Annotated in this window: 11 protein-coding genes; 7 read left to right on the top strand and 4 right to left on the bottom strand. The window is 64.6% G+C overall.

Going from position 1 to position 13,904, the window contains the following annotated elements:
- Window positions 1–51: 51 nt before the first annotated feature.
- Window positions 52–1,353 (bottom strand): MFS transporter, encoded by a 1,302-nt coding sequence (gene tcuC / locus BUE39_RS02945; protein WP_073427145.1) that lies wholly within the window; start codon window positions 1,351–1,353, stop codon window positions 52–54.
- A 304-nt stretch (window positions 1,354–1,657) separates the two neighbouring features.
- On the opposite strand from tcuC, the gene BUE39_RS02940 reads away from it, so the two are divergent.
- A complete protein-coding gene (locus tag BUE39_RS02940; RefSeq protein WP_073427144.1) occupies window positions 1,658–2,182 on the top strand; it encodes a GNAT family N-acetyltransferase in 525 nt (174 codons plus the stop codon).
- Between the two features lie 298 nt (window positions 2,183–2,480).
- The gene (locus BUE39_RS02935) at window positions 2,481–3,674 is read left to right on the top strand and encodes a hypothetical protein (protein ID WP_073427143.1); all 1,194 of its coding nucleotides are present in this window, start codon (window positions 2,481–2,483) and stop codon (window positions 3,672–3,674) included.
- A gap of 77 nt (window positions 3,675–3,751) precedes the next feature.
- Here BUE39_RS02935 and BUE39_RS02930 read toward each other — a convergent pair whose 3' ends face one another.
- The 3 genes from BUE39_RS02930 to BUE39_RS02920 all read right to left on the bottom strand — a co-directional run bounded on the left by BUE39_RS02930 (window position 3,752) and on the right by BUE39_RS02920 (window position 8,494).
- Window positions 3,752–4,465, bottom strand: coding sequence for a DUF2968 domain-containing protein (locus tag BUE39_RS02930; protein WP_073427142.1), 714 nt, complete (start codon window positions 4,463–4,465; stop codon window positions 3,752–3,754).
- Window positions 4,466–4,995: 530 nt separating this feature from the next.
- Complete coding sequence (locus tag BUE39_RS02925) at window positions 4,996–6,429, bottom strand: gamma-glutamyl-gamma-aminobutyrate hydrolase family protein (RefSeq protein WP_412534839.1); 1,434 nt, start codon at window positions 6,427–6,429, stop codon at window positions 4,996–4,998.
- Between the two features lie 307 nt (window positions 6,430–6,736).
- Complete coding sequence (locus BUE39_RS02920; protein WP_073427140.1) at window positions 6,737–8,494, bottom strand: cation:proton antiporter; 1,758 nt, start codon at window positions 8,492–8,494, stop codon at window positions 6,737–6,739.
- Between the two features lie 207 nt (window positions 8,495–8,701).
- Here BUE39_RS02920 and BUE39_RS02915 point away from each other — a divergent pair, with 207 nt between their 5' ends.
- From BUE39_RS02915 to BUE39_RS02895, 5 genes are all read left to right on the top strand, one after another.
- Entirely contained in the window at window positions 8,702–9,388 is a 687-nt protein-coding gene (locus tag BUE39_RS02915) for a DUF2848 domain-containing protein (RefSeq protein WP_073427239.1), read from the top strand.
- 11 nt (window positions 9,389–9,399) lie between these two features.
- A complete protein-coding gene (locus BUE39_RS02910; RefSeq protein WP_073427139.1) occupies window positions 9,400–10,752 on the top strand; it encodes an MFS transporter in 1,353 nt (450 codons plus the stop codon).
- A 155-nt stretch (window positions 10,753–10,907) separates the two neighbouring features.
- On the top strand, window positions 10,908–11,588 hold the full coding sequence (locus BUE39_RS02905; protein ID WP_073427138.1) for a GntR family transcriptional regulator: 681 nt from the start codon (window positions 10,908–10,910) through the stop codon (window positions 11,586–11,588).
- A 64-nt stretch (window positions 11,589–11,652) separates the two neighbouring features.
- Window positions 11,653–13,032 (top strand): amidase, encoded by a 1,380-nt coding sequence (locus tag BUE39_RS02900; RefSeq protein ID WP_073427137.1) that lies wholly within the window; start codon window positions 11,653–11,655, stop codon window positions 13,030–13,032.
- 123 nt (window positions 13,033–13,155) lie between these two features.
- The gene (locus BUE39_RS02895) at window positions 13,156–13,665 is read left to right on the top strand and encodes a disulfide bond formation protein B (protein ID WP_073427136.1); all 510 of its coding nucleotides are present in this window, start codon (window positions 13,156–13,158) and stop codon (window positions 13,663–13,665) included.
- Window positions 13,666–13,904 lie beyond the last annotated feature (239 nt).

Raw genomic sequence — 13,904 nt, 5'->3', positions numbered from 1 at the left:
TTCTCACGAACGCGGGGTTTTTCTTCTATTGCCCGAATGAACGGGCGACCGTCAGGCCGTCCGATACTGATCGCGTGATCCCGGCGTGCGATACAGCGCCAGCGTCGCAACCAGCCCACAGACCGCCGCAAGGCCCAGGAACAGACCAGGCGCGGCCTTGTTGCCCGTGTCGTGAATCAGCAGCGTCGAAATAGCCGGCGTGAAGCCGCCGATCGTCGTCGCCAGGCTGTAAGCCAGAGAGAAGCCGGCCGTACGAACTTCGACAGGCATGACCTCGGTCAGCGCGACGACCATCGCGCCGTTATAGCTGCCGTACAGGAACGACAGCCACAGTTCGACGCCCAGCAGCCGCGCGAAGGAAGGCTCCGCGACCAGCCATTGCAGCGCCGGATAGGCGGTGACGATCGTCAGCGCGGTGAAGGCGAGCAGCACCGGACGGCGGCCGATGCGGTCCGACAGCGCACCCGCGAGCGGCAGCCAGATCAGGTTCGACAAGCCGATGCAGACGGTGACGACGAGCGTATCGATCGACGAGAGCTTAAGCACTTCCTTGCCGAAGGTCGGCGTGTACGCGGTGATCATGTAGAACGACACGGTGGTCATGATGACCATGCCCATGCCGCCGAGCACGGTGCCCCAGTTGGCGGCCATCGTCTTCACGATCTCACCCATGCCCGGATGATGCTTGCGCGCCTCGAACTCCTCGGTTTCCTTCAGCGAACGGCGGATCAGGAACAAAAACGGCACGATCAGACAGCCAATGAGGAACGGCACGCGCCAGCCCCAGGCGACCATCTGGTCCGCCGGCAGCATCTTGTTGAGCACCACGCCGATCAGCGCGGCGAACACCACGGCAACCTGCTGACTGCCCGACTGCCACGCGCAATAAAAGCCCTTGTTGCCCTTGGTGGCGATCTCCGACAGATACACGGAAACGCCGCCCAGCTCCACGCCGGCGGAGAAGCCTTGCAGCAGACGGCCGAACAGCACGAGCACCGGCGCGAGCACGCCGATCGTCGCGTAGCCTGGGATCGCCGCGACCGTGAGCGTGCCGAGCGCCATCAGGGCGAGCGTGAGGATCAGGCCCTTGCGGCGGCCGTGATGGTCGATGTAGGCGCCGAGGACAATCGCGCCGAGCGGCCGCATCAGGAAGCCCGCGCCGAACACCGACAGCGACAGCATCAGCGAAGCGAATTCGTTGCCGCTCGGAAAGTAGGTCTTGGCGATCGCGGAGGCGTAATAGCCATAGACCATGAAATCGTACATCTCAAGAAAGTTGCCGCTGACGACGCGGAAAACTGTCTTGAACTTGGATTCTTGCGATGAGGAAGCGGCGTGTGACGCAGTAGACATGACACTCTCTAATGAGCCCTTCGCCATGCGTGCGCGCGGCGATCAGGCAGTTGGTACGATCCATGGGATTCGGCAAGCGGATGCCACGCGCGGATAGAAGAGCGGACGCGCCGGGGGCGCTGCATTCTCTTATTCAAATCATTTGCGTGGTATCAGGGTAAACGTTGTGAATCACGCGAAACCCCGTCCGCATAATGTTAGCGTTGATTGCGCTGTGGCGTAATTCATACAGTTTCATTACCGAACAGCGCCGTCGTAACCTCGCGGTAAACTTTGCAGCCAGCACTTTCGTCGAGCACTACCGATGCAAACCACCCGCGCTCTTTCGCTGCGCCCCGCGACCCTCGCGGACTGCGCGCTCATTGCATCGATCCACAGCACCAGTTGGCAGGCCACCTATCGCGGCCTGCTGCCGGACGCCTTCCTCGACGGCGAAGTCACGCGGGAGCGTGCCGCCTATTGGGAAGCCCGACTGAGCGCACCGGGCGGCGAGCGCCGCGCCGTACTGATCGCCGAGTTGGCGGGCGAGCCGATCGGTTTCGTCTGCGTGGAACGACAACCGGACTCCGCGTGGGGCGTGCTGCTGGACAACCTGCACGCGTTGCCCGCGTACCAGGGCATCGGTGCGGGCAAGCTGTTGATGCGCGCCGCCGAGGATTGGGCTCGCGCGCAAGGCGAGGCGCAGTTATATCTGTATGTGCTCGAAGGCAATACGTCGGCGATCGGCTTCTACGAGCGGCAAGGCTGGCAGTTCGTCGGCGCGGAGCCGGATCATATGGGCGGCGTGGATATTACCGCCTTGCGCTATGTGTACCGGCTGGATCGATAAAACAGGCGCGCGCGTCGTTTGATCGTCGGCCAGACGATCGCGGGCGAAGGTCGATCCGCATTGCTTTTCGGAACAGTCCGATCGTTTGTTCGGCGGCCTCTTGGCATTATCTTCGCCACTCCGATGGCTTCACAGTAAAACGCCCACGCGCCCACGTGCTCCCCGGAGCGCGGCACTTCCCTGCAACGTCGACCCACCCACACACGCCAGGCGTTTCGCTCGCATCGTCCTGAAGCCTGAGTCCCTAGACCTGCGTCCGCTGATCGGCGGGCTACCTTAAAGGCGCTGGAACAGACCGATGCTCACCATTCCACTCACCCCAATCGTAGGCGCCATGGCGCTGCCGCGCTTGCGCCCGCTTGGCCACTTGCCGGCGTCTTTCGGTCACGACTGGACGCTGCTGCCGCCGGTCCGCAGTTTGCGTGCGGAACTCAAGGCGCTCTACGCAGCGATGCTGCGTACCTTCTGCATGAGCGAAGAGACCATCCGCTCGCTATGCAAATGGGTGCCGCTGGAGGAACGGCGTGCGACTGCGCCGACAGTATTCGATGCGCCGTCCAACCACTTCCCGCCCATTACCGCTGAAGGGCAGCCCTTCGAGCGAATCAGGATGCCTGCATTCGAGCCGGAATCGCATGGATCGTCGGTACATTGGAGCGCAATAGCGGGTGGTGCCTGCGCACTCGGCGGCGCTGCGATGCTTGCATGGATCGCTGTCGGTCAGTTGGGCCCTCGCCCGACACTTGGCGACAGTATTTTCGGCAGTTCGTTGACGGTCGATCGCGGCTCACCGTCGGCCGATGATCGCAGGGCTGACGCAGCAGCGACTCAGCACGCGGCCGCGAACGGCGAAGCAAATCGGCGAGCGCCGGGTGGGCAGTCGGCGCATGTGAGCGCAGGTGCCTCACCAACGGATGCAACCGCGAACGCAACCGGATCTTTCAAGGAGTCCGCAGTCGCGACCGCGTCGGAGGCCAACACACCGCGTCCAACGGGTCCGATTCCGTCGCGTCATGCCGAAAAGACTTCTCCCGATGCAATCACGGCTCGTGTCGCAACCGCCGCCACCGTCTCATCCGTGCAGGCCCCAGCGGGCAAGGCCGTCTCACAGCGCCGCAGCAAGTTTCGCGAGAAGGCTGCCGGCCTGCACGGCAAGAGCTACCGTCAAAACAGCCATAACGGCACGGTAAAGCGGCTTCCGTATCAGCCGGCACCGAACGATGACATCCCGCCTATCGCGGCTCCCTCGACTACGCAATACACGCTCGCGAAACCATCGGCGGCGGGATCTTATTCGCCACTGGAGCCATCGCGGCTTGGCGTCGACGAATACACGTCCGTGGCGATGTCCGCCGGCACGCACCTTCAAGACATCGCGCGGTCGCCGCGCGCAGCTTCCACAAGTCATCCGTCTGGAACGAATGGAACGGAATGGATGAATCACATGTCGCAGCGCCGTGTAACCGAAGTCCCGGATCAATTCGCCAGGTAAGCGCAACGCCGTCGCGAACTCGCGGCGCAAAAAAAAAAGCCCGGCCATGCATGGCCGGGCTTTTTACCTTCATACCCTTACTTCTGGCCTGGCAGGCCAAGTTCCGTTTGCCGCTGCAGTTGCATCACTTCGTTCTGCACCTGACGCAGTTGCGCCTGCGCCCTTTCCTTTTCCGCGTGCAATGCGGCCGCTTCGCCTTGAGTCTGCCGCTGGTAGTCGTTGACCTTGGCCTGCTGCGTGCGCGCGACGTCGAGATCCGCTTGCAAGCGCTTCGCGCGCTCCGCCGACAACGCGATGATGTCCTCGATGTAAGCCTTTTGGGCCTGCAACTGTGTGCGACGAATCTCGACCTCCGCGAGTTGCGCCGTCTGCTGGACGAAGCCCGCATAGATCGCCTCGGCTCGGCCCGCGTTCTCCGACTTGATCACGCGCCAGAAATGTTTGTCCTGAAATAATGCGACGTAGTAGGCCATCTCCCGAGGATAGAAGAACAGGCTCGCGCCGTAACTACCGTTATATGTGGTGCGCAGTTCGCTCAGCTTCGCGTCGTGAATCATCTGCATCAGTTCGGCGACGTTGCCTTGCGCGTCCGCGGCGGCGGGCGTGCCTGAGGCCGCGCTGCGCAGCGCGGCGGCCACCGGCTCCGGTGTCAACGTGTTCATGGCCGGTCGCGTGCCGACCAGAGGGGCGGCCTCGTCGCTTTGCGCTGCCAGCACAAAACCGCCATGCTGCAACAGCGCACACGAGGTCGCGAGCAGCATGGCGCGCCGTACAATCAAGGGGTACTTCATACGTGCATGCTCCATGCAAATCCAGATCAGCCTAGGATTATCGCGCGGATTAGTCGTTAAGCGAAGCGTTCAGATGTTGCGCGCACAGACTTTAAATCGAGATAAATCGCCGGCGAATGGATTGGCCAAATAACTCGGGTAATCGCGGAATAAAAAATTTCAGATAGGACCGAAACGCAACGATCCGCCTTTTGTGGACTGCGGTCGGATCACGTTAATTTGACGGAAATCCAACGATATGCGGGCTTGCAATACGGAGATAGATTGCTTGTCGTTAAATTCGCGTGCCGTCGATCTTGGTTCATCAACAACTCGCCTTCCTCGCCGCCTTAAAAGCGACCGGTAATCAAGCGGCGGACAAAAGCATTGCTGCATCGACAAGCCAAGACTCGGTGAGACTGCGGAGCGTGGACCGAAAGACAACGACCGGGAAACCAACGCGAGGCGCGCCGCCAAATCCAACAGCAACGCGCCCCCGACAAATCCACCTCGCGGGACGCGCTTTTGACCACGCGCGAATCTCAGCACCGTCAAAACCGCGTTTCGCGCGCCACCCGCAGAAAGGTATCGAGCAATGGCGTGCAGTCGAGCAGTTCCTCGCCACCCGCGCGATGGAACTCCGGGTGCCACTGCACGCCCATCACGAACGGCGCCCGCCGATAGCGCACGGCCTCGATGATGCCGTCCGAAGCCGACACCGCTTCGATGTTGAGATCGCGGCCCAGCGTCTTGACCGCCTGATGGTGAATCGAGTTGACGATCGCATCGCGCCGGCCCGGAAACATATTCACCAGCGTGGAGCCGTCCGGGAAGTGAATCCCGTGCCGATGCTGATCATAGTTCTCGTTGACGTGCGCGCCCGCGGTCGGCACATCGGTAGCGATGTCCTGATACAAGGTCCCGCCAAACGCCACGTTGATCAGTTGACAGCCGCGGCATACACCCAACACCGGCTTACCCGACTCGATGAACTCGTGCAGCAGTTCGAGCTCGTACATGTCGCGCACACGGTCGCCCGGCCATTCGTGACTGGTTGCCGCTTCCGCGTAGGACTGCGGCGAGACGTCCGCGCCGCCTTGCAGCAACAGGCCGTCGAGATGCTTTGCATAATCGCGCAAACGGATATTGCTCGGGTGCAGCATGCCCTGATGACCGACCGTCGGAATCATGAACACCAGCACGTCGCGCGACATCACCCAATGCGCGATCGATTCCTCCAGGTACTGCAGCGTCTTGCCGCGCAAGCCCCTCGCCCCCGGCTCCGGATGAAAGATGCGCGCCGACACGCCGATGCGCAGCGTGCGCTGCGTGATCCGCTGGCCGGCGCGATCGAACAACTGGCGCGCGCGCGCCGCGATGATGCGGCCGAACACCGTCCACGCCGAATCGTTCTGCTTCAGATAACGCGGCGGCGACGGCGGCAATGCGTTCGGCGGCGGCGGATTGGACGCGCTGAAGTCGGGCGCGGCGCCGAAACCGGGCGGCGGCGAGCCGGCCGGGCGCCCGCTGGATGCCGCTGCCTGACCTGAAGCGGCGGTATCGCCGGCAGAGGTAACCAGTTCGCCGTCGATCGCTTCGCTGCTCGCGGGCGGCATGGGTGGCGGCGTCACGGGACGGGTGCCGACACGCTGCGCGTCACGCTCGTGAGCCGCCGCTTCCTGCTTCGCGGTGGATGCCGCCGCTGAACTGCGTGCCTCTTCGGCGTCGCGTTGCCGCGCCGTTTGCGAATCGGTGGGTGTGACGGCCGACGCGCTTTCAGGGTCGTCGGTGGATGACCGGACGGCGGCTCCCTCAGTTGCCGCAGATGTGGTGGAAGCACCGCTAGCGCTCGACGGCGAACCTTCCGGCAACACGCTGGAGCGCGGCGCGCCGGCGCTGGAATCCGCACCCGCGGCTGACGCCGCGGCGCGTGAAACCCCGCCCGCTGAAGGACTCGCGCCCTTGCCCGCCGTCCCCGAATACACCTGCGGCGTCACCGCATCCTTGATGGGAGATTGCGTGGAATCTTCATGCGAGGGAGGCAGCGAGGCTGCCGGCTCATTCGGCGCGATGTCGGATTTCTGTGCGCCCGGCGTGGCCGGCGACGCCGAAGGCGACGGTGGGCTGCCAGGCTCGCCGGCATTTTCAGGTTTGTTTTCGCTCATGACAGTCAGACAGGCGCCTTGCACGCGAACGAATGAATATGCCCTGATTATCCGCCAGCGGACCAAGCCCCGCAAACCCACACACAATTGGTCACATTGTTGCGGCGGGCAATGCACGCCATCCGACTCAAGGATCGGGCTGTTCGTCGAACGTTTCGCGCAGCGCGATCTGCATCGCCGCGTGGATTTTCACGCACCAGCGCCACACGAGCGCAAGCAGCAGCGCGGCGCAACCGAGCACCGCGATGAGCAGGCCGGTCGGCGGCAGGATGCCGCTCGAGAGCGCCGCGACCAGCAGGAACACGCCGACCATCGAGACCACCGGCACCAGGTCGGAGATCGCGTAACGGATCGCACGCGTGAAGCGCCCCGCGATCGCCGGCTGCACGCTGACCTCGGCGAGCAGCAGCGCGAGCGACTTGGTCTTGCGATAGACGGCCACCAGAAACGGCATCGATATGACCAGCGCAATGCTCCACAAGACCACGCGCTGCATGGGCTCGGCCGTCAGCCAGCGCGCGAGCAAGCCGCCGGTGTAAGGCGCGCTATACGACACGATCAGAAAAATCGCGGCGACCAAAGCCAGGTTCACGGCGATCTGCAAAATGATTCGCCGCGTCATGCTGAACAACGTCGGTTCACCGGTTCCAGTGCTCAGGCTGCGCACCCACTGGCCGTACATGCCGAACACGTTGGCGAGCGTGCGCGGCATCGCGTGACCCAGCCGCTGCGTCAGCGGGTCCGCGGCCCGGATCAGATAAGGCGTAAACAGCGTGGTCAATGCCGATACCGCGACCGCGATCGGATAGAGAAACGCGCTCGTCACTTTCAGCGTCAAGCCGAGCGACGCGATGATGAACGAGAACTCGCCGATCTGCGAGACGGTCATGCCGACCCGCATCGCCGTGCGTCCGTCCTTGCCGGCGAGAAAGGTGCCGAGCCCGCACGAGACGATCTTGCCGACGATTACCGCCACCGTGATCACCGCGATCGGCCACGCGTAGTCGACCAGCACCGCCGGGTCCAGCATCAAACCGATCGTCACGAAGAAAATCGCGGAAAACGCGTCGCGCAGCGGCGCAATCAGATGCTCGATGCGGTGCAGATGGCGCGACTCCGCCATGATCGCGCCGATCAGAAACGCGCCGAGCGCAATGCTGTAATCGAGCTTCACCACCAGCAGACAGAAGCCAAAGCAGAAGCCGAGCACCGACACCAGCAGCATCTCGTCGCTCCTCGCGCGCGCCACATAGTTCAGCGCGCGGGGCACGACCAGAATGCCGACCACCAGCGACACCGTCATGAAGAGCAGCAGCTTGCCGAGCGTGACCACTGCGATACCCGCGCTCAGTTGACCGGTCTGCGCGATGCCGGACAGCAGCACGAGCATCGCGATGGCGAGAATGTCCTCGACGATCAGAATCCCGAACACCAGTTGCGCGAAGCTCTCGCGCTTCAGACCCAGTTCGGAAAGCGCCTTGACGATGATCGTGGTCGACGAGATCGCGAGGATCGCGCCGAGGAACAGCGAATCCATCGGACTCCAGCCGAACGCGCTGCCGATCTCGTAACCGAGCCACAGCATCAGCACGATTTCGGAGAGCGCCGCGACGATCGCCGTCGCGCCGACCTTGAACAGCTTGCGCAGGCTGAATTCCAGCCCCAGCGAAAACATCAGGAACACCACGCCGAGTTCGCCGAGGGTCTGAATGGTCTGCTCGTCGTGGATCAACTGGAACGGCGGCGTGTACGGCCCGATGATCACGCCCGCGGCGATGTAACCCAACACCACCGGCTGCTTCAGGCGATGGAACAGCACGGTGACGACGCCGGCCAGCGCCATCACGACCGCCAGATCCTGAATGAAGCCGATGCCGTGGTGCATGAATGCGTTCCTTACAGAAAGTAATCTTGAAAACGCAGTGTAGCAAACGCCCGCCTGGCGCCGAATCGCGGAAAGCGCCGAAGGGCGCGGGATTGCCGCCTGCTCTTGAACTCCCGACGATGCCGCGCAGCAGAATGTTTTTGACACGCTGGACGCCTGTGAAATATCACCATAATATTTGGCGAATATTTTTAGGGGAGTCGAATGATGCGGCAGGTGTCCTTCAATGTTGTGGAGCGTTCCGGCGACAGTCGCGCCGAAACGGTGGAAGTGAATCGCTTGACCATCGCCGGTTGGGCCGGGCGCGACCAGGCCGCGATCGAGCATCACATCGCAGAACTGGCCGCGCTCGGCGTGAAGCGTCCCTCCACTACGCCGTGCTTCTACCGCCTCGGCGCGGAGCTGCTGACGCAGGCCGAACTCGTCGACGTGGTCGGCGTGAAGTCCAGCGGCGAGGCGGAATGCGTGCTGGTGCAATCGAAGGCGGGCTTGCTCGTCACCGTCGGCTCCGACCATACCGACCGCGAAGTCGAAGCCTATGGCGTGACCGTCTCCAAGCAGGTATGCCCGAAACCGGTCGCGCGCGACGCCTGGCGTTTCGACGACCTCGCCGGCCACTGGGATCGACTGGAATTGCGCGCCTACGCGGTGACGAACGGCGAGCGGCGCGTCTATCAGCAAGGCAGCGTCGCCACGCTGCTGCCCGCCGCCGACTTGCTCGAGCGCGCGCCGCTCGCACCCGGCGCCGCGATGTTCTGCGGCACCCTCGCCGTGCAAGGCGGCATCGTCGGCATGGCCGACGGCGACGCGCTCGAACTCGAATTGCACGATCCCGTCCTGAACCGCACACTGCGCCACGCCTATCGCGTGCGAGCGCTTCCTATCGTCGAATGAGGCATCCGTTCATGACTCAACCTTCGCTCTCCGCCACCGCCGACGCGTCGTCAGACGCATTGCTCGAAGCCGCCGCCCTGCGCAAGATCACCTGGCGCATCATGCCGTTCCTGTTTCTCGTCTACGTGCTGTCGTATCTGGACCGCGTCAACATCGGTTACGCGAAGCTGCAGTTCACCGGCGACCTCGGCCTTTCCAACGCGGCCTACGGACTCGGCGCGGGGATCTTTTTCTTCGGCTATTTCGTGTTCGAAGTGCCGAGCAATCTGCTGCTGAAGAAGTTCGGCGCGCGCGCCACCATCGCCCGCATCACGATGCTATGGGGACTGCTGTCCTGCCTGATGATGTTCGTGCGCTCGGAAACGATGTTCTACGTACTGCGCTTTTTTCTCGGCGTCGCCGAAGCCGGCCTGGTGCCGGGCGTGGTGCTCTATCTGACCTTCTGGTTTCCGTCGGACCGCCGCGCGCGGATGGTCGCCGTATTCATGGCGGCGATTCCGGTGGCGGGCATCATCGGCGCGCCGTTGTCGGGCTTTCTGATGTCGGCGCTGCACGACGCGCACGGCTTGCGCGGCTGGCAGTGGATGTTCCTGATCGAAGGCATTCCGTCGATCCTCACCGGCTTCTGGGCGTTGGCCGTGCTGCGCAACACGCCCGCCGAAGCCGCCTGGCTCAGCGCCGACGAAAAGCGCGTGATCCTGAGCCGACTCTCGCGTGACAACAGTTCGGCCGCGGCGGCCGGCGCGGAGCACAGTCTCGCGGTGGCGTTGCGCTCGGGCCGCTTCTGGCTGCTCACGCTGATCTACTTTTGCCTCGTCACCGGCAACGCGGGCTTTTCGTTCTGGCTGCCTCAGATCGTCAAGGACCTCGGCGTGACCAACCTCGTCACCAATGGCTTCGTCACCGCGATTCCCTATCTGGCCGCGGGCATCGGCATGATCCTGATCGGCCGCTCGTCGGACGTGACCGGCGAACGGCGCTGGCACTACGCGGTGTGCTGCTTCATCGGCGCGGCGGGCTTGCTCGGCAGCGCCTCGGTGACGAACTCGATCCCGCTCGCCGTGACCGGCCTGTCGATCGCGTATATCGGCATCCTGGCGGGCTTCGGCATCTTCTGGTCGATGTCGACCACCTTCCTGCAAGGCACCGCGGCAGTGGCCGGCATCGCCGTGATCAATTCGATCGCGAATCTCGCCGGTTACGTGAGCCCGTATGTGCTCGGCATCGTCAAGGACGCGACGCATAGCGTGACGTTCGGTCTGGTGCTGATCGCGGGCGCGCTGATCGTCGGCGGGCTGGTCACGCTGATGATGCCGCGCGTGAAGGTACGGCACGCCGCCGGGATCGCGCCAAGCGGCGCCTGAGTGGCCGCGATGCGCGCGATCCGGGTGACCCGTGCGACATCCGCGCTGCGCGGACCGCGCGGCGCGCCGGTCGCCCAAGCCGACCGGCGCCCTCCACCCCGCACCCGCAAAACCTTGCTCTACAATGCGGACGACCCCGCCCGCTTTCTTTCGACATGAAGCTTTTGCAGACTGCCCGCCCTCCCCGGCCCACCCGCGCGACCGCCGCCGCGAGCCTCGCCGAACAGGCGTATGCGTTCGTCAAGCGCGAGATCATCACGATGCGCCTGCGGCCGAGCGAGGTGCTCAACGAGGCCGAATTGATGGCGCTGACCGGCATCGGCAGAACGCCGGTGCACCAGGCGCTGCACCGGCTCGTGCACGAAGGCATGCTGACCATCATGCCGCGCAAGGGCATCATGGTCCGCCCGGTTTCACTCGACGACGTGCTCGCGATCATCGACGTGCGGCTCGTCAACGAAAGCCACTGCGTGGAACTGGCCGCGCGCCACGCGCAGCAGCACGACTACGATGCGATGCAGGCGTTGCTGGAGCGCTCGGCCGTGTGCGTCGCGGCGCACGACATCGAAGGCATGATGGACATCGACCGCGAGTTTCATCTGGCGATCTCGGCGGCCTCGCGCAACCCGGTGCTCGCCGACATCCTGCGCGGGCTGCATGAACGCTCGCTGCGCTTCTGGTTTATCTCGCTGTCCGAGCCGCATCATCTCGAAGACGTGCACGAAGAACATCTCGAACTGTTTCGCCTGCTGCGCGAACGCGATGCCGAAGGCGCCCGTCGATCGGTGCAAAAGCACATCGAGGCGTTCCGCGCGACGCTCTTCAATCGCATCTGAACGACGCTGAACGAACCTGAAACCCGACCGGCTTCACGCGGTTCAACCTGACTCCACCGACATCATGGCCACCGAATTCACGCCCTTCCCGCCGCTTGCCCAGCTTGCCGCCGACCTCGCCGCCGGGCGCACCACCAGCCGCGCGCTCGTCGAAACCGCGCTCGAACGGATCGCCGATCCGGCGGGCCAGGGCGCGGTCGCCTTCATGCACGTCGACGCGGACAGCGCCCGCGCCGCCGCCGACGCGCACGACCGGCTGCGCGCGGCCGGCACGGTGCTCTCGCCGCTCGCCGGGATTCCGGTATCGGTGAAGGACCTGTTCGATATCGAGGGCCAGCCGACCCGCGCCGGCTCCATCGTGCTGGCGGGCGCGCCCGCCGCCAAGGCCGACGCGGTCACGGTCGCGCGCCTGAAGCGCGCCGGCGCGGTGATCGTCGGGCGCACCAACATGAGCGAGTTCGCGTTTTCCGGGCTCGGCTTGAACCCGCATTACGGCCATCCGTTGTCGCCGTACCGGCGCGGCGTGGAGGGCGACGAGCGGATTTCCGGCGGCTCCTCGTCGGGCGCGGCGGCGTCCGTCGCGGACGGCATGGCGGCGGTCGCGCTCGGCACCGACACGGGCGGCTCGCTGCGCATTCCGGCGGCGCTGTGCGGGCTGACCGGCTTCAAGCCGACCGCCGCGCGCATCCCGAAACAAGGCGGCGTGCCGCTGTCGTCGACGCTCGATTCGTTCGGACCGATCGGCGTCTCGGTGGCGTGCTGCGCGCTGGTCGACCGGATGCTGGCCGGCCTCGAACCGCGCATTCCGGCGGCCCGTCCGCTCGAAGGCGTGCGCCTCGGCGTACTCACTCACTACGTCACCGACGGCGTCGAGCCGGAAGTCGCGGCGGCGATCGATACCGCGCTCAAGCATCTGGAAGCGGCCGGCGCGATCGTCAGCGAAGTGCGTTTCGCGCCGCTCGACCGTTTGCCCGAGATCAACCGCTTCGGCTTTGCGCCGATCGAAGCGTATGCGTGGCATCGTCCGCTGCTGGAAAAGCACCGCGACCAATACGACCCGCGCGTGCTGGTGCGGATTCTCAAAGGCCAGCCTGCCAGCGCCGCCGACTATCTGGATCTGCTCGCCGAACGGCAGGCTATGCTCGACGAAGCCGCCCGCACGCTGTGGCAGCGTTTCGACGCGGTGGTCGCGCCGACCGTGCCGGTGGTCGCGCCGCGCGTCGCCGATCTGGTCGACGACGACGAAACCTTTGGCCGCGTCAACGCGCTGATGCTGCGCAATCCGGGCGTGTTCAACTTCCTCGATGCGTGCGCGCTGTCGCTGCCGTGCCACTTGCGCGGCGAAGCGCCGGTCGGCCTGATGCTGGCAGGCGCGCCGCACGCCGACGACGCCTTGCTCGCCATCGGCCGCGGCGCGGAAGCGGTGCTCAACGCGATTCGTTGAGCGTCGGCATGGACTCGACGGCGCTCAGTGACGGCGCAGTGCAGTGACGGCGCAGTGACCGGGCGGACGTTCGCGCTAGAATCGCGGGCACCGCCCTTTAGTCTAGAGAGAGCCACACGATCCATGAATAACGACGAAGCGATACTGCGCCGCGAGCGCACCCTGCTGGTCCTGCTTGGCCTGATCTGCGTCGGCCTGGTGGCCGGCGCGCTGTACCTGCAATACTTCAAGCGCGAAGACCCGTGTCCGCTGTGCATCATCCAACGGTATTTCTTCCTGCTGGTCGCGATTTTCGTGTTCCTCGGCGCGTTCTTTAACAGTTGGCGCGGCGTGCGTCTGCTGGAAGTGCTGGCGGGCTTGTCGGCGCTGGCCGGCATCGTGACCGCCGCCCGGCATGTGTATGTTCAGGCCCGGCCCGGTTTTAGCTGCGGTTTCGACGCGCTGCAGCCGCTGGTCGACGGCTTGCCGCCCGCTCAGTGGCTGCCGGGCGTGTTCAAGGTGGCCGGGCTGTGCGAAACGCCGTATCCGCCGATTCTGGGCCTGTCGCTGCCGCAGTGGTCGCTGATCGCGTTCGTGGTGGCGTTCATCGCGCTCGCGCTGAGCCTGTATCGCAATCGCGGCCGGGTGGTCTGAACGCGCTTGCCGCGTTGCAATAACGCCGGACCGCGCCGCCCGCCGTGGCGGCCGCGGTCCGGCGTTTTTTTGCCCCCAATTCCCCCGGCGTTGCCGCATCGCGCCAAATAGCGCGACCGGCGCACCCTCGCCCAATCTCCCGCAACTTCGCGGCCTGCCGCGAATCGTACCGATCACATGACCGCTTCCGAATAAGCTTCATGCGAGAAGGGAAATATTTTCGGGGCAAGCTAGTGCTA

This window comes from Paraburkholderia terricola (assembly GCF_900142195.1).
Classification (GTDB): Bacteria; Pseudomonadota; Gammaproteobacteria; order Burkholderiales; family Burkholderiaceae; genus Paraburkholderia; species Paraburkholderia terricola.
Note: the sequence above shows the minus strand (reverse complement) of the source record. Positions and strands in the feature narration are given on the sequence as shown.